Origin of the sequence: Maribacter sp. R77961 (genome assembly GCF_044594925.1) — a bacterium.
In the GTDB taxonomy this organism is placed as follows: domain Bacteria; phylum Bacteroidota; class Bacteroidia; order Flavobacteriales; family Flavobacteriaceae; genus Maribacter.
Genome location: NZ_CP138991.1, coordinates 2991905 through 3015208 on the forward strand (window position 1 = coordinate 2991905; position 23304 = coordinate 3015208).

General features: G+C 38.6%; 21 protein-coding genes. 7 read left to right on the forward strand and 14 right to left on the reverse strand.

Going from position 1 to position 23304, the window contains the following annotated elements; genetic code table 11:
* Positions 1–21: 21 nt before the first annotated feature.
* From SJY09_RS12830 to SJY09_RS12880, 11 genes are all read right to left on the reverse strand, one after another.
* The gene (locus SJY09_RS12830; RefSeq protein ID WP_396636115.1) at positions 22–354 is read right to left on the reverse strand and encodes an SUF system Fe-S cluster assembly protein; all 333 of its coding nucleotides are present in this window, start codon (positions 352–354) and stop codon (positions 22–24) included.
* Positions 355–356: 2 nt separating this feature from the next.
* Positions 357–779, reverse strand: a complete 423-nt coding sequence (locus SJY09_RS12835) for a SufE family protein (protein ID WP_396636116.1) — start codon at positions 777–779, stop codon at positions 357–359.
* Positions 780–852: 73 nt separating this feature from the next.
* Positions 853–2067 carry an aminotransferase class V-fold PLP-dependent enzyme gene (locus tag SJY09_RS12840; protein ID WP_396636117.1) on the reverse strand — a complete coding sequence of 405 codons (1215 nt, stop codon included), beginning with the start codon at positions 2065–2067 and terminating at the stop codon, positions 853–855.
* Between the two features lie 86 nt (positions 2068–2153).
* Positions 2154–2822, reverse strand: coding sequence for a porin family protein (locus SJY09_RS12845; protein WP_396636118.1), 669 nt, complete (start codon positions 2820–2822; stop codon positions 2154–2156).
* A 4-nt stretch (positions 2823–2826) separates the two neighbouring features.
* Positions 2827–4143, reverse strand: coding sequence for a Fe-S cluster assembly protein SufD (gene sufD, locus SJY09_RS12850; protein WP_396636119.1), 1317 nt, complete (start codon positions 4141–4143; stop codon positions 2827–2829).
* Positions 4144–4184: 41 nt separating this feature from the next.
* Entirely contained in the window at positions 4185–4937 is a 753-nt protein-coding gene (sufC, locus tag SJY09_RS12855) for a Fe-S cluster assembly ATPase SufC (protein WP_396636120.1), read from the reverse strand.
* A gap of 6 nt (positions 4938–4943) precedes the next feature.
* Positions 4944–5810, reverse strand: coding sequence for an N-acyl homoserine lactonase family protein (locus SJY09_RS12860; protein ID WP_396636121.1), 867 nt, complete (start codon positions 5808–5810; stop codon positions 4944–4946).
* A gap of 11 nt (positions 5811–5821) precedes the next feature.
* Positions 5822–7267 carry a Fe-S cluster assembly protein SufB gene (gene sufB, locus SJY09_RS12865; protein WP_396636122.1) on the reverse strand — a complete coding sequence of 482 codons (1446 nt, stop codon included), beginning with the start codon at positions 7265–7267 and terminating at the stop codon, positions 5822–5824.
* A gap of 80 nt (positions 7268–7347) precedes the next feature.
* Positions 7348–7677: a HesB/IscA family protein gene (locus SJY09_RS12870; RefSeq protein WP_396636123.1), complete on the reverse strand. Its 330-nt coding sequence runs from the start codon at positions 7675–7677 to the stop codon at positions 7348–7350.
* A gap of 124 nt (positions 7678–7801) precedes the next feature.
* Positions 7802–9145 (reverse strand): hypothetical protein, encoded by a 1344-nt coding sequence (locus tag SJY09_RS12875; RefSeq protein WP_396636124.1) that lies wholly within the window; start codon positions 9143–9145, stop codon positions 7802–7804.
* A 4-nt stretch (positions 9146–9149) separates the two neighbouring features.
* A complete protein-coding gene (locus SJY09_RS12880) occupies positions 9150–10397 on the reverse strand; it encodes a choice-of-anchor B family protein (RefSeq protein ID WP_396636125.1) in 1248 nt (415 codons plus the stop codon).
* A 194-nt stretch (positions 10398–10591) separates the two neighbouring features.
* Between SJY09_RS12880 and SJY09_RS12885 the strand changes: the two genes are divergently transcribed.
* From SJY09_RS12885 to brnQ, 3 genes are all read left to right on the forward strand, one after another.
* Complete coding sequence (locus SJY09_RS12885) at positions 10592–12049, forward strand: Gfo/Idh/MocA family protein (protein WP_396636126.1); 1458 nt, start codon at positions 10592–10594, stop codon at positions 12047–12049.
* An 89-nt stretch (positions 12050–12138) separates the two neighbouring features.
* Complete coding sequence (gene thiL / locus SJY09_RS12890; protein ID WP_396636127.1) at positions 12139–13188, forward strand: thiamine-phosphate kinase; 1050 nt, start codon at positions 12139–12141, stop codon at positions 13186–13188.
* Between the two features lie 683 nt (positions 13189–13871).
* Entirely contained in the window at positions 13872–15167 is a 1296-nt protein-coding gene (brnQ, locus tag SJY09_RS12895) for a branched-chain amino acid transport system II carrier protein (protein ID WP_396636128.1), read from the forward strand.
* 4 nt (positions 15168–15171) lie between these two features.
* Here brnQ and SJY09_RS12900 read toward each other — a convergent pair whose 3' ends face one another.
* Positions 15172–16890 (reverse strand): amidohydrolase, encoded by a 1719-nt coding sequence (locus SJY09_RS12900; protein WP_396636129.1) that lies wholly within the window; start codon positions 16888–16890, stop codon positions 15172–15174.
* A gap of 219 nt (positions 16891–17109) precedes the next feature.
* Between SJY09_RS12900 and SJY09_RS12905 the strand changes: the two genes are divergently transcribed.
* The gene (locus SJY09_RS12905; protein ID WP_396636130.1) at positions 17110–17463 is read left to right on the forward strand and encodes a hypothetical protein; all 354 of its coding nucleotides are present in this window, start codon (positions 17110–17112) and stop codon (positions 17461–17463) included.
* 148 nt (positions 17464–17611) lie between these two features.
* Here the strand turns inward: SJY09_RS12905 and SJY09_RS12910 are convergent, their stop codons facing one another.
* On the reverse strand, positions 17612–18904 hold the full coding sequence (locus tag SJY09_RS12910; protein WP_396636131.1) for an aminopeptidase P family protein: 1293 nt from the start codon (positions 18902–18904) through the stop codon (positions 17612–17614).
* 170 nt (positions 18905–19074) lie between these two features.
* On the opposite strand from SJY09_RS12910, the gene SJY09_RS12915 reads away from it, so the two are divergent.
* The 3 genes from SJY09_RS12915 (at position 19075) to SJY09_RS12925 (ending at position 22968) form a co-directional block, all read left to right on the forward strand.
* Positions 19075–20526: a M20/M25/M40 family metallo-hydrolase gene (locus SJY09_RS12915; protein ID WP_396636132.1), complete on the forward strand. Its 1452-nt coding sequence runs from the start codon at positions 19075–19077 to the stop codon at positions 20524–20526.
* Positions 20527–20568: 42 nt separating this feature from the next.
* Positions 20569–21114, forward strand: coding sequence for a DinB family protein (locus SJY09_RS12920; RefSeq protein ID WP_396636133.1), 546 nt, complete (start codon positions 20569–20571; stop codon positions 21112–21114).
* Between the two features lie 141 nt (positions 21115–21255).
* Positions 21256–22968, forward strand: a complete 1713-nt coding sequence (locus tag SJY09_RS12925; protein WP_396636134.1) for a M28 family peptidase — start codon at positions 21256–21258, stop codon at positions 22966–22968.
* 49 nt (positions 22969–23017) lie between these two features.
* Here the strand turns inward: SJY09_RS12925 and SJY09_RS12930 are convergent, their stop codons facing one another.
* Complete coding sequence (locus SJY09_RS12930; RefSeq protein ID WP_396636135.1) at positions 23018–23299, reverse strand: hypothetical protein; 282 nt, start codon at positions 23297–23299, stop codon at positions 23018–23020.
* Positions 23300–23304: the final 5 nt, after the last annotated feature.

Genomic DNA, 23304 nt, shown 5'->3' on the forward strand with positions numbered 1-23304 from the left:
AAATAGGAAGTATTCCGGACTTTAAAGCATCCCTAACTCCAATTTAGCCTCTTCGCTCATTAAATCTTGGGTCCAAGGTGGATCAAAGGTAATTTCTACCTCAGCGTCCTTAATCTCATTAATGGATTTTACCTTTTCTTCTACCTCTACAGGAAGTGTCTCGGCAACAGGGCAATTGGGAGATGTAAGTGTCATTAAAATTTTAACTTCGCTATCCTCATTTACCAAAACGTCATAAATAAGTCCTAGTTCATAGATATCCACAGGAATTTCGGGGTCATAAATCGTTTTTAAAACTCTTACGATTTTGTCTCCTAAAACTGCACTATCTTCTGCTATATTATCTTCGCTCATCTCTAGTTAATTTGTGTTTGATATGCCACCGCATATAGTTTAATCTGTTTGATCATACTCACAAGACCATTAGCTCTAGTGGGTGACAAATGTTCTTTTAGCCCTATTTCATCAATAAATTTAGTGTCCGCATCAATAATATCCTGAGGTTTTTGGTTACTAAATGCTCGTATTAAAATAGCAATAATTCCTTTGGTGATGATAGCGTCACTATCTGCCGTAAAAATTAGTTTATTATCCTCTAAATCGGCATGTACCCAAACTTTACTCTGACAACCTTTGATGATATTATCATCCGTCTTGAATTCATCGTCAATTAAAGGTAAGGATTTACCCAAGTCTATCATGTACTCGTAGCGTTGCATCCAATCTTCGAACATAGAAAATTCGTCTACAATATCGTCCTGTATTTCCTTGATGTTCATTGCTTAATTTTTTGCAAAAATACAATAACAATCGGTGGATATCAATAGTTTAAGAAAACGATAACTCCTAAGGTTAAAGCAACATGTTCTTTGCTCGTTTAACACTTCTGACCAATACATCAACCTCTTCCTTAGTATTATAAAAACTAAAACTGGCCCTAACGGTTCCGGGAATCCCATAAAAATCCATAATGGGTTGTGCGCAGTGGTGTCCTGTCCTTACGGCAACACCCAATTTATCCAAAATACTTCCAATGTCATATGGGTGTAAGCCTTCTATGTTAAAAGAAATTACAGATGTCTTGGTTTTTGCTGTTCCGTATATTTTAAGACCTTCTATTCTCAGTAGTTCTTTCGTCGCGTATTTGAGCAGTTCATTTTCATAAGCCGCTATTTCATTAAAACCAATAGCATTCATATAATCTAAAGCTGCCCCGAAAGCAATGCCTCCGCAGATATTTGGAGTACCCGCTTCAAACTTATGAGGTAAGTCGGCATAGGTGGTTTTCTCAAAGGTAACTTCCGCAATCATCTCACCCCCGCCTTGGTAAGGAGGTAACTTATTTAACCATTCCTCTTTTCCATAGAGCATCCCAACTCCTGTAGGTCCGCATATTTTATGCGCGGAAACGGTGTAGAAATCAACATCCAGTTTTTGGACGTCCGCAACTAAATGCGGTGCTGCTTGGGCACCATCTATGAGTACCGCAGCACCTACCTTATGTGCTTTTGATATAATTTCCTCGATGGGGTTAATGGTACCTAAAGCATTAGATATGTGATTACAGAATACCAGTTTGGTCTTTTCCGAAAGCAAATCATCATAAACATCCATTAAAAGTTCCCCCTCTTGGTTCATGGGGATGACTTTTAAAATAGCTCCCGTACGCTCGCATAGCATTTGCCATGGCACAATATTGGAATGATGCTCCATGGCAGAAACAAGAATCTCATCGTCCTTTTTAATCAAGGAAGAAAATCCATTGGCCACAATATTAATACTATGGGTAGTACCTGAGGTAAAAATAATTTCGTGCGTTTTAGCAGCGTTGAAATGCGTTTGAATTTTTACACGCGCTTGTTCATATTTATCAGTCGCCTCTTGCGAAAGTGCATGCACCCCTCTGTGGATATTAGCATTATAATTCTTATAGTAATCCACTATGGCATTTATTACCTGTTGTGGTGTTTGCGAGGTTGCCGCATTATCTAGGTAAACCAATGGTTTCCCGTTTACCTCACGCTCTAAAATGGGAAAATTTTTACGAATTTCTGTTACGTTCAACATAGCAATGGTATTGAAATACAAAGATACCTACTAGCTTTCATATCTACTTATATTGTAAGTTCAAATAAATCATAAGATTTAGAACACTAAAGAAACCTATAATTCGCAGAAAGCTGTAGTGCCGCATTAAAATTCTGTACATTAGGCAGTCCGTTCAATCGATTTCGAATACCGATATAAAATCTAGGGGCTAAAGAAAAGTGATTATTTAAACGTACATCCAACCCAACAGCCACACCGTAATCTAATTGAAAATCTCCGGATACGGAACTTCTTTGATTGGCATCCTCACCATCTTGTTCGTCCAGATTCTTGATTTTAGTCACTTGATTGAGTAAAAAACCAAACTGTGGCCCAAATTCTAATGCATACCTATCATTAAGCGCAAATTTACCCAGTAGTGGAACGGTTAAGTAATTGAGCTGCACGTTGGTTCTAAAATCGTTTTCCTCTCCGGTTGAACCTCCTCCATTTTGTATGGAAGCCAGATCCGTACTAAATTGAAACCCTTGCGAGGAGTAGAGTAGTTCTGGCTGCAATTGAAACTTCTCTGAGAAAGCAATTTCTAAGAATAGCCCTCCATGACCCGAGAAACGAAATTTGACGCCCTCGGTCAAATCCCCAACGACGGACGAATAATTCAACCCTCCTTTGAGTCCAAAAGTAGTTTCTTGGGCATTACCATTATAAACCAAAAATGAAAAAAGAGCTATGATGATCATAGCTCTTTTTCTATTGTTATCTATTGTATTCATAAGTCTATAAATCAAACCCTAGATTTACGCCTAATTTTTTAGCGATCAGTTTATTAATTCTAGCTTTCAGTTCTGGAATACGAACACTTTCTAAAACATTGTTAGCAAAAGCATACATAAGTAGTGCCCGTGCTTCCTTCTTAGGGATTCCTCTAGTTTGCATATAAAAAAGCGCATCTTCATCTAGTTGACCGATTGTACAGCCATGAGAACATTTTACATCATCCGCAAAAATTTCTAATTGCGGTTTTGTATTGATCGTTGCTTTATCACTAACAAGGATATTGTTATTCTGTTGAAAGGCATTGGTCTTCTGCGCAATCTTGTCTACGATAATTTTACCATTAAAAACCCCTGTTGAGCTTTCTCCATAGATACCCTTGTAATCTTGATGGCTTTCACAGTTAGGCTCAATATGATGTACCAAGGTATGGTGATCTACATGTTGTTTATCTCCCAATATGGTAACTCCCTTCATGGTAGAGTCCATGTACTCTCCATTTTGAAAGAAATTAAGATTGTTACGTGTTAGTTTACCACCAAAAGAAAAGGTATGCACGCTAACATTACTTTTACTCTTTTGATTGATATAGGTATTATCTATCAAAGAAGCTTTAGCGGCATCGTTTTGAATTTTATAGTAGTCTATTATTGCATTTTCTGCAGCATAAATCTCTGTGACGGCATTCGTAAGCACTTCGTTAGAAGTAAGGCTTTGATGACGTTCTATAATCTGAACTTCTGCATTCTCCTCGACAATAATGAGATTTCTAGGTTGTAACATGAGTGATGCTTCGTTTCCTGTGGCAAAGTTTAAAATCTCCACTGGTTTCTTTGGCATCTTATTCTTTGGAATATAGATGTAAGCTCCCTCTCTACTGAAAGCCGTATTTAACGTTGTTAAGGACTCTTCTTTTGAGGCAACCTTATTAAAATATACATCTATAATTTGCTTGTACATGGGTTTGGTCAAGGCAGAACTCATTAAACAAATATCTACTCCATCATGTGTAGTTTCAGATAGATGGGAACTATAAACACCGTCTATAAAAACAATTTTATAGGTATCTATATCATGAATAAAGTACTTTTTAACCTCCTTATATTCTAGCGCATTATCCTGTTTAGGGAAAATACTGAAGTCTATTTTCTGAAGACTGTTCAACGAAGTATATTTCCAAGCCTCTTCCTTCTTGTTCGGAAAGCCTTTTGCCTCAAAGTTCTTTATGGCTTCCGTGCGCACATCATGAACGGGATGCTCTACATCCACATTGTTCTCAAAGGCCATAAAGGAAGAAATTAATTTATCTTTTAAATCCATCTTATTTAGTTTTCAGTTCGCAGCGTAACTGTGGGTTGCCTTTAAACTGCCGCTTCTTGTTTAATCCAGTCGTATCCTTTTTCCTCTAATTCCAAGGCTAATTCCTTACCACCAGATTTTACGATTTTACCATTATGTAGAACGTGCACAAAATCAGGAACGATATAATCTAAAAGTCTTTGATAGTGCGTAATGACAATTACAGCGTTATCCTTACTCTTTAATTTATTTACTCCGTTCGCCACAATTCTCAAGGCATCAATATCCAAACCAGAATCGGTTTCATCCAAAATAGCAACTTTAGGCTCTAACATTGCCATTTGAAAAATTTCGTTTCTTTTTTTCTCTCCTCCAGAAAAACCTTGATTTAAAGAACGCGAAAGGAACTTTCTATCTATCTCCAATAATTCTGATTTCTCACGAATTAACTTCAGCATTTCATTCGCTGGCATATCTTCTAAGCCTCTTGCCTTTCTAGATTCGTTAATCGCCGTTTTCATAAAATTGGTAACCGAAACTCCTGGAATCTCCACCGGGTATTGAAACGAAAGAAATACACCTTTGTGCGCTCTTTCCTCTGGAGCAACATCTTCTAAATCTTCACCCTCCAATGCAACAGAACCTTGAGTAACCTCAAACTCCTCTTTTCCGGCAATAACTGACGCTAGTGTACTTTTACCAGAACCATTTGGCCCCATTATGGCGTGTACTTCACCCGCTTTAACTTCTAGGTTTATCCCTTTTAAAATTGCTTTATCCTCTACTTGAGCGTGTAAATCCTTAATTGTTAACATTAGCTACTACTTTAAATATTTTGGTGCCTTAGGCATTTTATTAAAATCTTCTTTTTGATGTTGTAAATATACTTTTGCATTTTTCTCTTTGGCGAAAGCTTCAAAACTATCCATACTTGATAAGGTCTGCGCTACGTCAAAGTTAAAACTAGGAACTCTTCTATGTTCCCTATTCTCATACAGATGGTATAAATCTCCTGTTAAAAGTGTAGGACCATTTTCTGGCATATCCAAGAATAAAACCTGATGACCCGGTGTATGACCTGGCATTGATTTAATAATTACGCTACCGTCCCCAAATACATCGAAATCCCCATTTAGTTTTTTAACGTTTTTAAGGGATTTAATGGCCTCATACAGTCCCGCATTTTCGCTATTCCTTATTTCATCGCTTGTAATCATATCATATTCGACATCCTGAACCAACCAAGTCGCATTACTAATCGCATTGGCGTGACCACTATGGTCAAAATGCGTATGTGAAAGTGCTAGGTAATTAATATCATCTGGAGTCATCCCAATTAACTTGAGTTGCTTGTTTACAGAATCTTTTCTAGATATGGTAAAAGCACCTCCTGGTGGAGTTATTGGTTCTGGAGCGGCAACAAGACCTTCAGGAAGTCCGGCATCCCACATGAGTGTTCCCTTTGGATGACTAATTACGTAGTAAGGATCAGCAAATTCTTTAGACTGACCTTGATAGGTAGTATCTTGAGAAAACAGCTCCAGATTATTCACCATTACGGTTCCACCGCTAAAGGTGTACAGTTTTATTTCGGGTTTTGTTGTCTCTTCGGATGCTACTTCTTTTTTTACCTCTTTACAAGAGAAAAGTGCAACAGTAACAATTAGTATGGATATTATTTTTTTCATCGCTACGAGAATTAACCTACAGAACCTTCTAAACTAATCTCTAATAATTTCTGCGCTTCTACGGCAAACTCCATAGGAAGCTTGTTCAACACCTCTTTGCTAAAACCGTTTACAATTAACGCTATGGCTTTTTCTGTATCTATACCTCTTTGATTGCAATAAAAGATTTGGTCTTCACCAATTTTACTTGTTGTAGCTTCATGTTCTATTTGGGCCGACTTGTTCTTTGCTTCAATATATGGAAAGGTGTGTGCACCACACTCGTTACCCATTAAAAGCGAGTCGCACTGCGAAAAATTACGTGCGTTCTCCGCTCTGGAACCAATCTGTACCAATCCTCTATAACTGTTTTGAGATTTTCCTGCGGAAATACCTTTAGATATAATGGTGCTTTTTGTGTTCTTTCCTAAATGAATCATTTTAGTACCCGTATCAGCTTGCTGGTAATTATTGGTTACCGCTATAGAGTAGAACTCCCCAACAGAATTGTTCCCCTTTAAAATACAAGAAGGATATTTCCATGTAACGGCAGAGCCTGTTTCTACCTGCGTCCAAGAAATTTTGGCATTGTTCTCACAGATACCACGCTTGGTCACAAAATTGTATACCCCTCCTTTACCTTCAGCATTTCCTGGAAACCAGTTCTGTACGGTAGAATATTTAATTTCCGCATCATCTAGCGCAATAAGCTCCACAACAGCAGCGTGCAGTTGGTTCTCATCTCGCGATGGTGCCGTACAGCCTTCCAAGTAACTCACATAACTACTTTCATCTGCAATGACCAAAGTACGTTCAAACTGACCGGTGCCACCTTCGTTAATTCTAAAATAGGTAGACAATTCCATTGGGCATTTTACCCCTTTAGGGATATAACAGAAAGACCCATCTGTAAAAACGGCCGAGTTCAGGGCAGCGTAAAAATTATCCTTTTTAGGAACAACCGTACCCATGTATTTTTTAACCAATTCTGGATGCTCTTGTATGGCTTCTGAAATGGGCATGAATATAATTCCCTTTTCAGCTAATGTTTTTTGAAATGTGGTTGCCACGGAAACCGAATCTACCACAATATCTACTGCAACATTTTGCAGTTTCTTTTGTTCATCTACGGAAATACCTAATTTCTTGTACATCGCCAATAACTCTGGGTCTACATCGTCCAATGTTTTATTGGGATCCGCTTTTTTTGGAGCGGAATAATAACTTATGGCTTGGAAATCTGGTTTTTCGTAATGAACGTTTGCCCACTCTGGCTCTTCCATTTCTTTCCAGATACGATAGGCATCAAGACGCCATTCTGTCATCCATTCTGGCTCATTCTTCTTTTTGGATATCGCACGCACTATGTCTTCACTTAACCCTTTGGGGAAAGTATCTGATTTAAGATCCGTGTAGAAACCATACTCGTACTCTTTAGTTTCCAGTTCTTTCTTTAATTCCTCTTCAGTATATGCCATAAGCCCACTTTAATCCCCCAGAGGGGAAAATTAGTTCTATCTACTATTTTTATAAACGTGATAATCTCAAATCTTAGTTATTATAACGAAAAGCTTTCTCCACAACCACAGGTTCTTTGTGCATTGGGATTGTTGAATACAAATCCTTTTCCGTTTAACCCTCCGGAATATTCCAGCACTGTTCCTACGAGATACAAAAAGCTCTTTTTGTCTACTATAATACGCACATCATTATCCTCAAAAACCTTGTCGGTTTCTGTCATTTTATTATCAAAATCCAGTTCATAGGATAACCCACTACAACCTCCACTTTTTACGCCCACTCGAACGTAATCCTTAGAGGCATCAAAACCTCCTTCTGTCATGAGGTTAATGACTTTTAATTTTGCCGTTTCCGATACTTGAATCATTTCTTAATTGGATTTGGTCTAAATAGTTTACAAATATAAGTCATAAGTAGGTTTTTATTACAAAACCTAACATTATTATAACGTATATGAGGATAGGGTTTTTCTATTGCTTTAATCCGCAATCTTATTTAACTTTAATGACCACTAGGTCAGATCTACCTTTGGAGGTTAACGAGGGAAAATCGACGCTTGAAGTTTCGCCGACCAATAGCACACTACCCGATGAATTTTCAATAACATCAAAGCCAAAATCAATATCCGAACCCCCGAAAGATTTTTGCCAGACGAGATTACCTTCCGCATCGGTTTTTATCATCCAAATATCATTTTCACCTGCATTCGAATTAGTGTCCAAGTCCGAGCTCTTAGAATTCCCTATTAGGAAAAATCCGCCGTCTTTACTTGGTGTAACAGCTTGTGCGGCATCAAACTGAGAACCTCCAAAAGAACGCTCCCAGACCAAACTCCCCGAATCATCAACTTTAATAAGCCAAATATCTGATGCTCCTTTATCCGTTGAAATATCCCCATCGGTGCTAAACGTATTGCCGACGACAACATATCCATTGTCTTTTGTCTTAGCAATATCATAGGCTATCTCTATTCCAGAACCACCAAAAGAACGTTCCCATAACATATTGCCATTTTTATCTACTTTCACCATCCAAAAATCATAACTTCCTTGGGTATTGCTAATATCAAAATCATCACTCTCAGAAAAACCGGCCATTACAAAGCCCATATCTTCTGATTGCACCACGCCATGTGCTCTATCATTGTTAGTACCTCCAAAATAACCTCGCCATTCTACATCCCCTATTTTATTAATTCTGGTTCCCCAAAATTCTCCTACACCATGCCTGGTCAATGTTCCTGATTTCTCCGTATTACCATCTGCCCTAGCGGATGTAATATCTAAAAAGCCCGTGAAAAAATAGCCCCCATCGGTTGTCTGTAAAATATCATAGGAATGATCGTGCCCAGAAAAACCAAAACTCTTTTCCCATTCAATGTTTCCTAATGCATCTAATTTCAATACCCAATTATCATGAAATCCATTATTGACCGACCCGTCTCCATCATCACTCATAGCGTAACCTGTTAAGGCATAACCACCATCTAGGGTTTGCACCAAACTTTGTCCTCTGTCATCCTTACTGCCACCATACGTCTTGTTCCATTGTAAGGTGCCGTCTGCATCTAGCTTTAAGAGCCAGTAATCGTTTACGTTCAAAGATTTATCTTGTATATCTCCGTCAGTACTGTTAGTGAAACCAAGAATAGCGTAACCCCCGTCCGAGGTTTCTATAACAGCTTGCGCGGTTTCTTCACCTGTTCCACCAAAACTTTTGATCCATTCTAATTCCCCTAAAAACTGGGTGGTAGGAATGTCAAAATCGGTATTTTCCTCCTCTCTTGAGCAAGAAAAAACTGTGCATACCATAAAAACAAAAAGAAATTTTTTCATGGTGTTAATTCGATTTTTTAATTACAAAGAACCCTCCATTAATATCACTTACCAATATTTTTCCACTTGCAAAGAAGGGGTACACACTCCAAACACCATCAAATTGCGTATTATCATCACTAGGATAGGTGTCAAAAAAACCTGTTTCAGAAATATTCTTTCCTTCTATCTGTGAAATATCCAAAACACGCACTCCTGCAGTATAATTAGCCAAGAAAAACTCATTACCCAGCACATATCCGTTATGGTCAATAGCACTGGTAGGGCCAAGATAAGTATCGTGTAGAACGGGATTATCTAAATCTGTCATATCAAAAATCAAGGTTCTAGATCTAAAACCAGAATTTACCTCATCCAATTCATCTCCAAGAATAAAATAGCGCTGATCTTCCGTAAACCACCCTTGATGCGTATACCCTATATTCGGATAAGGCAAGGAGGCCAGTTCCGTAGGGTTCTCTTTATCGGATATGTTCACGACTACAACTTGATCTTCATTGGCTCCTACAAAAATCTCGGCTCCGACGTAATCTGTATCCGGGCCGTTATAACTAACGACATGTGCGTCATGGGTATAACCGTTTTCTCCCCATCCGCCAGCAGCTAATGGCACCTTAGGGTTCTGTAAATCTAAGAAATGAACTCCACCACCAAAAGCATCATTACGGTCTGTGCCAACGGGGTAAGCAAAACCAGTATCTTCATTGATCACGATATTATGCGCATTACCAATGGCCGTATACCTACCATCTTCAGAAAAAGTCTCCGGAGTATTTGACACGTTTCTAAGTCTCTTTAAATCAAAAACTTGAACCCCGTGACCATTTGCCTCTGCCACAATATAGGCATGGTCTTGATATACTTTAATATCTCTCCAAGAACTAGATGACGTTGCCGTAGGCAATTTCCCCAAGTAAATTAAATTTTCTGAATCTGAGATATCTATAAAAGCAGTGCCATTATCCAATCCCATTAGTGCGTATTCTTTGCCAGTAGTAGTGTCCGTCCATCCCCAGATATCATTACCGGACTGGGCTTGGAAGGTACTTATCGGAATTCTTGCCAATAAATCATAACCATTGCATGGAAAATCACCAGCCATGCCATTTTCACACGGCGTAGCGTTCAGGGTAACTTCTGGAGTCTCAGGATTTTCAATAACTTCAATATTATCGAGCACTCCACTTTTGGAGCAAGCAGCAATTACCAACAGTAAAGAAAAAAGTCGTAGTCGTCTCATGTAATTTATCATAGCAAAAATTATACCCTTAAGTAAAGATACGGCATAAAAAGTCTTCTAATTCTTGGCGAAAGCTAAGAAACCTTTACTATAATACAGGGCTGCTGTTTATCTAGCCCTAAAATATCTCATAGACATCTCCTTAGAATTCAAGTTATTTCCATTATCTTAATGCCCCTATTCAAACAACTATAATTAATTCTTCTATGTCTAATAAAAATTTCATTTTAAAAAATACCTCAAGAAGGTCCTTTGTAAAGAAAACAACCGCTGCCGCTGCAGGTTTTATGATTGTACCAAGACATGTCCTAGGCGGACAAGGATATGTTGCCCCTAGTGATAAGTTGAACATAGCGGGTATTGGCGCCGGGGGCAAGGGGCATAGTGATATTGCTTCTTTCGCAGAAAGTCCTAACGTAAATATTGTAGCATTATGTGATGTAGATGACAGGCAAGCAGTTAAGTCAAGGGAGGCCTTTCCAAAAGCCAATTACTATAATGACTTTAGGAAAATGTTGGACAAGGAGAAAAACAATATTGATGCCGTATCTGTTTCTACTCCAGATCATAACCACGCCGTTGCAGCATACAAGGCCATGCAGATGGGCAAACATGTATACGTTCAAAAACCTTTGACACATGATATATGGGAAGCAAGAATGCTTACCGAGGCCGCTAAAGAATTCAAGATAGTTACCCAAATGGGTAATCAAGGTGGTTCCGGTGATGGTGTAAGAAAAATGAAAGAAATTTACGATACTGGAATTATTGGTGATGTACATACGGTAAAGTGCTGGACGAACAGAGCTATATGGCCACAAGCCTTACAAACTCCCGCTAAGAAAGATAAGATTCCGAAAGGTCTTAATTGGGACCTTTGGTTGGGCACCGCTGAAATGCGCGATTACAATGATGCGTATCTTCCTTTTGATTGGCGCGGATGGTCAGATTTTGGCACTGGTGCCCTTGGGGACATGGCTTGCCATATTATGGACCCCGTTTATAGAATACTTCCTATCTTATATCCCAACGCCGTTGAGTGTAGCGTTTCTGATTCCTTTAGTGGTAATTTTCAATATAAGGATTATCCAAAAAGTTTTCCAAACTCCAGTAAAATACACCTTAGTTACCCCAGAACAGATGGTAAAGGCACCATTAAAGTATCTTGGATGGACGGCGGACTTTTACCAGAGCGACCGGAGGAATTAGGAGATGATGAAGCTTTGGGCAACTGGGATGGTGGCGTTCTGTTCATAGGGGATAAAGGCAAGTTGATGGCAGACTGCTATGGAGCTAATCCAAGGCTGTTACCCTTATCACTTAACGAACAGTTTGAGGTCGAAGAAACCATTGCCCGTGTTCCAGAGGGACATTATTTGCAATGGGTAAATGCCTGTATGGCCGGTTATGGTAATGCTAAGACAAGTTCTTCTTTTGATTATGCGGGACCTTTTACAGAAAGTATCCTTATTGGTAACCTTGCTCTTAAATCCTATTTTGAAGTTGATCCAGCAGCTGAAAATAAAAGTTTCTGGGGAGGCGGTAAACAGTATTATGGAAGAAAACGATTACGATGGGATGCCGAAAATATGAAGGTTACTAATTTTGAACCTGCCAATAAATTCGTAAAACGAAATTATAGGGATGGTTATACCGTAGGATAATGGTATCTCTTACATAATGCTAAAAACTGAAGTCCCAAGCTTCAGTTTTTTTATACTATGAATTTAAGTTTAGTGCTTACTTTTGCAAAATGATCGAGGATAAGAATACGATAAAAACATCACTGGAGAAATTAGGGGAGTTTGGATTAATAGCACATCTTACAAAAGATTTTCCTGTTAATCACAAATCCACCGTTAAGGCTATTGGGGATGATGCAGCGGTACTGGATTTCAAATCAAAAAAGACCGTTGTCTCCACAGACCTATTGATAGAGGGTATTCATTTTGACCTGAGCTATATGCCCTTAAAGCATTTAGGATATAAGGCCGTCATGGTTAATCTTTCAGATATTTATGCTATGAATGCAGTGGCTACACAAATAACCGTTTCCATTGCAGTTTCTAATCGGTTTCCGTTAGAGGCTTTAGAGGAACTTTATGCAGGAATACATATGGCCTGTAAAACCTACGGCGTTGATTTGATAGGTGGCGATACCACATCTTCCAAAACTGGAATGTTATTAAGTGTTACGGCAATAGGTGAAGCGGAAGATGCCGATATCACATACCGTTCCGGAGCAAAACCAAATGATTTACTGGTAGTTACAGGTGATCTAGGCGGTGCATACATGGGGCTTCAGGTTTTAGAGCGAGAAAAAGAGGTCTTTAAAGTAAACCCTAACAGTCAACCGGATTTAGACCCTTACTCTTATATCATAGAACGTCAGTTAAAACCGGAAGCACGAAAGGACATGGCAACCTTACTTCAAAAATTAGAAGTACAGCCTACCGCTATGATAGATATCAGTGACGGCCTTTCTTCAGAAATTCTACATCTTTGCAAGAAAAGTGATGTTGGTTGTAATCTTTATGAAGATAAGATACCCTTAGATCCAACTGTTATAGCTAGCTGCGAGGAATTTAAAATGGATAGTACCATGGTAGCCTTAAGCGGAGGTGAAGATTACGAACTTTTATTTACCATTAAACAGACCGATTTTGATAAAATAAAAGGAAATCCTCATCTTACGGTAATAGGGTATATGACAAATGCAGATGAAGGAGCTAACTTAATCACCAGAGCCGAAACAAAAATTCCGTTATCGGCGCAAGGATGGAATTCTTTTGATAATTCTTAAAAGTAAACTAACTCGAAGCAAGTCTCGTGGTGTTATACCCTTTGTAGTTGCCAAAAAAAATCCTGGAAAAAAGGGCAATCTTCACTTACCGTTGTGGGGCGTACGACAGTTAAGATAAAAGGTGCTTACTTAGTTTCCAGGAAGAGTTATAAAATTCCAAAACCAGCCATGGGAGTGGAATTTATAGCATCAAAAAATAAAAGCGGTTACGCTACTTGTTGCGCGTTGTGTCTTCTTTGATAAATATGTTCTAAAGTTCTGTTGATATCCTGAAGTTCAGGTGTAAGAATAGAAAGATTTCCACTAACATCAGTAGTAACTTGTTTGCTGCAATGAATACATTTGTACTCCTTTATATGAGAGGTGACTTTCTTAGAAACTGAATAGTGATGGCCAAAAATATTACAGAATATTTTTTTCATGTTGTAGGGTTTTTAGGTGCATAGGTACGATTTGGGGAATCGAGAAATGCTAGGGTTTTCTATTGTTGTTTATGATAATTCTAATTTGAAGAACGACCTGGTTCTTGATTTCATTTCTAAAGTATATCTTTTTAATCATCTGAACTATAAATTGTTGTGATGTAGACAATTCTTGTGGTTAACCTTTAAAAAACAGAGGTAAGCCATTTTTAAAAATAGCATTTCCTATTTTTCATTTATCTTTCCGCTTATTTATTTAACATGACCAAAACCAAAGAAATCCTAGTCACAGCTTTTGCTTTATTCTCCCTTTTTTTTGGAGCGGGAAACCTCCTACTACCTCCTCTTTTAGGTTATAATGCAGGAGAAGATTGGATGTGGGTAACCTTAGGTTTTATGATTACAGCAGTTGTTATCCCAATTCTTGGAATTTTAGCACATGCAAGACTACAAGGCACTATGTACGACTTTGGAAAAAAAGTATCACCTACCTTCAGTACGGTTTATTGTATTATAGTATATCTTATTTCTATAACCATACCTTCCCCGAGAACAGCTTCTGCAACGCATGAAATGGCAATACATCCCGTATTTGGTACTAGTCCGCTATTGACCAGTAGTGTTTACTTTTTACTAGTACTGATTTTTGTACTAAACCGTTCTAAAATATTGAATTTCATTGGTAAGTTCTTAACACCTTTTATTGTTATTATGCTTTTTGCCGTAATTGGAATTGGATTGCTAACTTCTGATGGGCTAATGAATATTTCCTCCTTTGAGGCCCCCGTGGTAAGTGGAATTCTCGAAGGTTATCAAACCTTTGATGCTATCGGTGCAGTGGTTGTGGGAGCTGTGGTGATTATTTCATTAAACCTGAAGGGTCTTACTTCGTTTGAAGCAAAAAAGCAAATGATTCGCAAATCTGGTTTTATAGCAGGTTTAGGACTACTGCTCATCTACGCCGGATTAATTTCGGTAGGTTCTTTTTTTGGTTCCGATATCCAAATTGATAATGCCTTAAGCAGTGATATGCAACGCGCAAATCTTCTTCGTGGCATTAGTATTGCTTCCTTGGGAGCTTTTGGAAATAAAGTTCTGAGTATTCTTATTGCACTCGCATGTTTTACTACTGCTGTTGGCATAGTTACGGGTACGGCAGACTATTTTAAGGGACTATTCAAAGGTTCACAAAATGTCTATGTCATAACAGGAATACTCGCCTGTTGCGTTGGGGTTTTAATTGGTCAGTTAGATTTTCACTCTATCGTTGTCATTGCCATTCCGGCTTTAATGTTCATCTATCCTATTACCATCATATTGATATTATTGAATGTTTTACCAGAGAAATTAGCATCCGCCAAAGTATTCAAAGCGGTAGTAGTTACGACTATGGTTTTTAGTGTCCCAGATTTTTTAGCCACAATTGGTCTAGAAGAAACCGTTTCAAACGTACAAAACTATATCCCTTTGAGCACCTATAGTTTGGGATGGGTCTTACCCGCTACTGCCGTTTTTGTGCTAATTAATTTAAGTAATAACTTAAAAAGCACTTCGTAACCCATTACTCTTTCTCGTAAACTACCTCGCCGTTAAAAATGGTCATTATTACTTCAGTATTCAAAAACTTATCCTCCGCAACGGTCATAAGGTCTTGATTGTAAATCGTGAAGTCTGCCAGTTTACCTGCTGTAATAGAACCTTTTATATCCTCTTCAAACGCACCATATGCTGCATCTAAGGTATATGACCTTAGTGCTTGAGCCCTTGTCATTTTTTGCTCAGGCTCATAACCCCCTTCTGGCATACCTTTTAAAGTTTTACGACTTACACTTGCATAAAGACTTGCTATTGGATTTAAAGGCTCCACGGGTACATCCGTGCCATTAACTATAGGTATACCACTTTTAAGCAGCGTTTGCCACATGTAAGCGCCTTCTTTGATACGTTTTTCCCCAAGACGGTCAATGGCCCAAGGTCTGTCCGACGACATATGTACCGCCTGCATGGCCGGAATAACACCTAAGCCGGCAAAGCGGGGTATATCATCTGGGTGCAAATGTTGGGCATGTTCTATACGGAATCTATGGTCTTTTGTGGTGTCGGGTAATTCTGTAAAAGCCGCTTCATACCGATCTAGTATTTCTCTATTGGCCCTATCGCCAATAGCGTGGGCGCAAACCTGAAAGCCATTACGCAACCCGTTCAAGGCAGTTTCTTTTACAAATTCCATGGGAAGGGTTTCGTGACCAAAGTGTCCAGGCCTGTCTGTGTAAGGCTCTAGTAACCAAGCTCCTCGCGAACCTAAAGCCCCATCACAATTTAATTTAACGGAGCGTATGGTTAGTAAATTATCCGGGTCTACCATGGGGCCCTTCTCATACCATTCTCCCAATAATTCTTTATCCCAACCGGTAAGCATAGCGTAAATTCGAAGTTTCATCTTATCTGCAGCCTTCATTTCTTCGTAGAGTGCAATAGTCTCTTTCCCTATTCCTGCATCATGAAATCCTGTTATTCCATTTCTTTGACATGCGGCCACGGCCAATTCAAAAGCTTTACGATTCTTCTCAGCAGTGGTTTCCGGAATATGTTCAGTAATAATGGTCATGGCCCTCTCATTAAAAATTCCAGTGGGTCTTCCTAGTCCGTCTCGCATTACTTCACCGCCCTCGACCGTAAACTTATCAATCCCTTCCTTGGACAGAACTTGCAGCCCAGCAATCTCCATAGCTTTTGCATTCGCAAAGCTGGCATGGCCACTAGCATGTTTTAGGTATACGGGATTATCCGGAGATACGGCACTAAGTAAATCATGTGTTTGAAATCCGTTTACGGTCACTTTTGGCATAGAATCCCATTTACTTTGATGCCAGCCCCGACCTATAATCCATTCTCCCGGAGCTGTAGTTTTCACCTTTTCCGCTACAGCCGCTACAATTTCTTGATAGCTTTTGGTATTCATTAAATCAAGGTTCAATTCATTGTAACCAAGTCCCATAAAATGTCCGTGCCCCTCAATAAGCCCGGGTGTCATGGTTTTACCCTTTAAATCTATAAGCTGTGTTTTTTCATCTTTATAAACCTCCGCTTCATTAAGTGTACCTGCAAACAGTATTTTATCACCCTTAGTGGCCACAGCCTCTACTGTGGTTTGCGTAGTGTCTACGGTATAAATAGGTCCGCCATAAATTAGTAAAGTAGCTGTTTCCCTTTCAGGGCTCGAACAAGCTGTCAGTAACAAAAGAAAGATACTTAGAAAAGTTACATTTTGAATTCGCATTGGGTATGGTTTTAAAAGTTTGAATTTACGATTTAAGTTTTCATTGGTCAAAAAATTTCCCCTGACATCTTTTGGGTTGGAGCAGTATATCGAAACACGTTAAAAATGTCCTCAAAGTATCACGATAAAATTCTAAAAGTTTATCCTTCTGTTATAACATCTACAAAAGTGCCCACTACATTTGGTGTATAATAATTTATAAACTTAAAATATAAAATCATGAAAAAGTTAATCGCATTAGTAGTCTTCACCATAACATTTTCGTTCTCGACAAACGCACAGGATAAAATGGAGAAAAAAGAAATGGCCAAAGAGGAGAAAATGATAAAAAAAGAGGCTACAGAAAAAGAAAAAATGGCCCATATGGCTAAAAAGAAAGTAATGAAGGAAGAAGTGATGTCCAAAGAGGAGAAGAGGAAAAAAGAAGCCATGATGAAAAAGGAGGAAGCATTAGCTATGGAAAAAAAAGAGGTCATGGCCAAGAAAGCTAAAATGAAGAAAAAAGAAATTATGCATCAAAAGAAAATGGTCGTAAAAGAAAAAATGAACGAAAAGGGCATGAAAAAGAATTAGGTTGTGGTGGTGTGTTTTAGTTGAAAAGCGGCAGTACTGCCGCTTTTCTTATATCTAATTGGCACCTGAATACATTGAATGGCTTAAAAAATAGTGCGAGAGCGTCTTTTTTTTTAAAACCATCCAAAGAACACTTTGTGAATGTATACTAATTCGCCATTAACTCCTCAATTTCCTCCACTTCAATAGGTATCGTGGCCATAAGGTTCAATGGTTCCCCCGTTTCTTGAATAACCACATCATCTTCTAATCGCACGCCCATCTTTTCGTCAGGAATGTAAATCCCGGGCTCTACCGTAAAGACCATATTCGCTTCCATTGGAGTTTTTAACTCGCCATAATCATGGGTATTTAAACCAATATGATGACTGGTTCCATGCATAAAGTATTTTTTATAGGCGGGCCAATTGGAGTCTTCGTTTTGAACATCTGCCTTATCCAATAATCCTAATCCCAGAAGTTCCGAGGTCATTAGTTTTCCACATTCTTTATGATATTCAGCCCAAATGGTTCCTGGCATCAGCATTTTAGTGGCTTCGTTTTTAACCCGCAGAACAGCTTCGTAAACCTCTTTTTGGCGTTTGGTGAATTTCCCGTTCACTGGAATGGTTCGTGTTAGGTCACTTGAGTAGTTGGCGTATTCCGCAGCTACGTCCATAAGAATAAGGTCTCCAGATTTACACTGTTGATTGTTTTCCAAATAATGCAACACATTAGCATTGTTCCCAGAAGCTATAATCGGGGAATAGGCAAAACCTTTAGACCGGTTTCGGATAAACTCGTGTAATAATTCCGCTTCAATCTCATATTCCCAAACTCCCGGCTTTACAAAGCCTAATAATCTGCGAAATCCTTTCTCTGTAATGGAACAAGCCGTTAACATCATCGCAATTTCTTCCGGCTCCTTTACCCCTCGTATCTTTTGTAGAATCGGGTTGCTTTTTGCCACGGCATGTGCAGGGAATTTTTTCTTACAATCGATAATAAAGCGGTCTTCCCTAGTTTGTGTTTCAACAGCTTGCCGGTAATGCTCGTTGGTATTAAAATAAATGGTCTCCGCTTCGGTCATCAAATCAAAGAAAATCTTATCAAAATCTGTTAACCAATAAACAGTTTCTATACCAGATACTTCAGTAGCCTGTTCCTTAGTAAGTTTTGCACCTTCCCAAACCGCGATATGGTCGTTAGTTTCACGGACAAACAATATTTCCTGGTGCTTTTCATCCATGGCATCTGGAAATAATAGGAGTATAGTTTCTTCTTGATCCGCTCCACTGAGATAAAAAATGTCTCGGTGCTGCTCAAAAGGCATAGTACTATCGGCACTTATGGGGTAAATGTCGTTAGAGTTAAAGACGGCAATACTCTTTGGCCGCATTTGAGCCATAAACTTTTTCCGGTTCTTTTTAAAGAGTGAATTTGGGAGCTGATCGTACTTCATGAATATTAGGTTTGAGGTTAAATTTAAGAATTAAGTAGAGCTTTATCATTTTACAAGGAAATAAATCCTGATTTTAACTAATAACTTTTAAAGTTTCACTTCTATTGATTTACCTATCTTAGTACCCTAACATTGACTAAAATTATTCAACCATTAAAAAGCACCTAATTATGAACAAAACGGCACTCCTAATCCTATGTGCATGTATTCTCAGCGCCTGTGGTGAAACCAAAAAAGAGGAAACGCAAGCGGAACTTTTTGCGCGTATTGACACCGAAATAAAACAAAACGCAAAAGCGTACAGTACGCTAAAGGAAGCTACAGAAACTATAGGCCATAGACTTACAGGTTCTGAAAACGGGGCGAAAGCCGAAGAATACACCTTCAATAAATTTAAGGAATACGGATTTGAAGACGTGCAATACCAAACCTTTGAAGTAGAAGCTTGGGCAAGGGAAACGGTAGCATTAGCTATAGATAAAGCGCCTGTAAAGGTGGTCACTTTAGGGCATTCTCCGATAAAGGCAGATGTTACTGGCGAAATCATAGATATGGGCAACGGGCTAGAAGCTGATTATGAAGCGCACCCAGAATCGGTAAAGGGTAAAATTTCCTTGGTATATATTAATATTTTAGAGGGAAGTCCCGAGGGATTAACAAATCTTCACCGTAGCGAGAAAACAGCCTTGGCCATGAAATACGGTGCAATAGGCATCATCATTATCAATCAGGTACCCAATGGTGTGTTGTTAACAGGAACAGCTTCTGTTACGGGAGCACTTATCCCCATTCCTGCAGTATGTATTGGCATGGAAGACGGAATGGCCTTAAAAGAAAAACTTAAGGATAAAAGCGTATCGGCGCATATTGAAATGACCAACAAAAGTGATGTGATAAAGGCTAGAAACGTAGTTGCCACCTTAAAAGGTAGTGAGATACCAGAAGAGGAAATTGTTATCGGCGGACATTTAGATTCTTGGGATCTAGCCACAGGGGCAATAGATAACGGTATTGGTTCTTTTGCTGTTTTAGATATTGCGAGAGCATTCAAAGCCAATAATCTTACCCCTAAGAGGACCATAAAATTCATCATGTTCATGGGAGAAGAGCAAGGTTTGCTAGGATCTACCTATTTAGTGGAGGAAGCTGTTAAAAACAATACGATAGATCGTATAAAATATATGATGAATCTGGATATGTCGGGAAATCCTATTGGTATGAATGCCGGCGGAAAACTGGAAGATGAAGCTTTCTTTAAAGACTTGGGAGCTGCAATACAACAACAGGATACGATTTATCAAAATACTTTTTCTAATCGCTCAGGATTGCATAGCGACCATCAGCCTTTTATGTTAGAAGGTGTCCCTACTCTTTCTGTTCACAGTAATCTAGACCGTTCTATTTATGGTTGCTATCATTCGGATTGTGATGACTTCAATTTAGTTAATGAAGCCCATGTAACCAACACCTCACGTTTTGGCACTATGATGCTGTACGCGCTTGCCGATGCGCCCAAACTTCCTGCAATTAAAATGGATAGTGAAACTACCAAGCAGTTTATGATAGATAATAATCTGAAGGAAAAATTAATAATAGGAGGCGATTGGAAATGGGAGGAGTAAAAAGTAGTTAGTAGTTAGTAGTTAGAAAATAATTATAATACGATGAAGCAGTATCTTTTTTTTACTACCCTTATTTTTTTATGTGCTGGAATAAGTTCACCATTATTCTCGCAACAAGATAATTTTATTAAGGACTATATAGAACGCTTGGAAAATTCTAAAAAATATTTAATTAGTGTTGCAGAAAGTATGCCAGAAGATAAGTATGATTTTAGAGCGACAGAAGCGTCCAAAAGTTTTGCAGAAAACTTGATGCATCTCGGCTGGGCTATGGATTGGCATAGTCAATCTTTATTAGGTGGGCGCGAACCAAGAGACTGGCAAACCGATACAGAACTTAAACCAAATAATAAATCCAAGGATGAAATGATTGCTAAAATTGAAGAAACATTTGATAAGACCATACAATTAATTTCGGCGTTTGAAATAACCAAACTCGAAGACAAATTAGATTATTTTGGGCTAAACAGATCTAAAAGGCAAATTATGTTATTGCTTACTGACCATATAACGCATCATAGAGCCCAAATGCTTGTTTCTTTACGATTGAATGGAGTTACACCGCCAAGGTATATACACTATCAATAAAGAATAGTACTATTAAATGACATCAAATAAGGGTAGGATTACTTTGTTTACTCCGACGATTAAAACAAATTACATACTTTACACAAGGCATTTCGGTATTGTAGCTGATTATTTTTCTTGAATTCTAAATTAGAAATATACATGAAAAAACACCTTCTTTTTATCGGCCTTCTTTTCGTTATTAGTTTAGGCTTTTCGCAAGAAAAAATTCTACAACAGACTTCCGAACCGTATTTTGAAATAATTCGTCCTGAGTTTGACGGAAAACTAGCCTATGAAACTACTGCTTTCGTTGAACAATACTGGCGGGTTGCAGGAAATACCGGTTTTAACAAAAGTGTGTTTTGGATTGCAGAACATTTAGAAAAATCTGGATATGTTCTAGAAAGCAAAGCTAAAGACACGGACCGGCTCACATATAGAATAGAAAAACGTGCCATGGACAACCCCACGTGGGAACCCGTTTCCGCTTCACTCTATATAAAAGGAGAAAAGGAACCCTTATTGCTTTCCACTACCAATAGAAATATGACTTATCTTAATTCGGTTTCTACTCCAAAAAGTGGATTAACGGCAGAAGTAGTAAGTCTAGATGATAACCCCAATGGCAATATAAAAGGGAAAATCGTGTATACAGAATCCAGGGCAGGTAAGTTTTATGATAAAATGGTGGCCGAAGGTGCCTTGGGAATCATAACATATAATAATCCATCTTATCTACAACCTGAAAAGAATACCACCTCCATTCAGTTTAGGAGTTTACCTAACCATGAGGAAAATAAACTTTGGGGAATTGCTTTATCCTATGAGGCCAACCAAAGATTGAAAACTAGGCTAAAAAACGGAAAAACCAACCTTAAGGTAAGCATCCAAACGAAAATTTACCCCTCTGAGGAATTAACCGTTGTAGCAGACATCATAGGCAAAACCCAACCTGACCAGCGCTTGGTGTTTAGTGCGCATATACAAGAACCTGGTGCAAACGATAACGCTACAGGCGTAGGAGTACAATTAGAAATGGCAGCCTTAACGGCCAAATTATTTAAAGAAGAGAAAATAGCCCTTGACCGTACATTGACTTTTCTTTGGGGAGATGAAATCATTTCTACAAGAAGATATATTGAAGAAGACAAAAAAAGAGCAGCAGGCATTAAATGGGGTATAAGTCTGGATATGTTGGGTGAAAATACGGCAATAACTGGCGGTTCTTTTTTAATTGAAAAAATGCCAGATCCGAGTGCAATTTGGACCAGAGGAAATGATAAGCATTCCGAATGGGGTGGCGAGGTTTTGTCCTTAACCGAAATGAAACCACATTACCTCAATGATTTTATTATAGCTAATTTTAAGAAACAAGGCACTTACTCAGATTGGGAAGTAAATACTAATCCTTTTGAAGGAGGTAGTGATCATACCCCGTTTTTAGATGCTGATATTCCTGGGCTACTCCTTTGGCATTTTACGGACCAATTTTACCACACAGACAACGATCGTTTAGACAAGGTCTCTAAAAAAACACTAAAAAATGTTGGTATTGCGGCACTTACAAGTGGCTTAGAATTGGTTAATTCTGATACGGAAACGGCTTTGGATGTTTTAAAGGATTTAAGAGTACGGGCGAAAGAACGATTAGAACAAGAATATGCCTTGAGTACAAAAGAGATAGTAAAAAATTCAACGGTTTCAAAAGAAGTCACTATACTAAACGCATGGGAAGATTGGTATTCAAAGGCCTTTGAAACTGTTAGTGATATGTCTTTAGTAAAAAATCAAAAACTTGGCAAAGAAATCAGGAAAGCCAAGATAAACTTAATGGAGTTGAACAAAAAACTAAGGAACAAACTAAGCCAATAAAAAAGGGACTCCTTCAAGAGTCCCCAAGTTTTAAGTTGGTTAATTTACTTTATTTAGACATAGCGCCTTTGATGGCTCCAATAATGGCCATAATAACCCCACCACCGACGCCTCCGCCAGCTACACTTCCAAGAATACCGGAAATATCCATACCGCCGTCCGTTCCTAGACCCAGCATACTTAATAAATAGCCCCCTAATCCACCTCCTAGGATACCTGAAATACTATTCCCTAAGGTGCCTAGATTAAGTTTTGGCAATAATTTTCCTGCCACGTTTCCTCCGACCGCGCCGGAGATTAATTGAATAATTAACGGTAAATACTCTTCCATTTTAT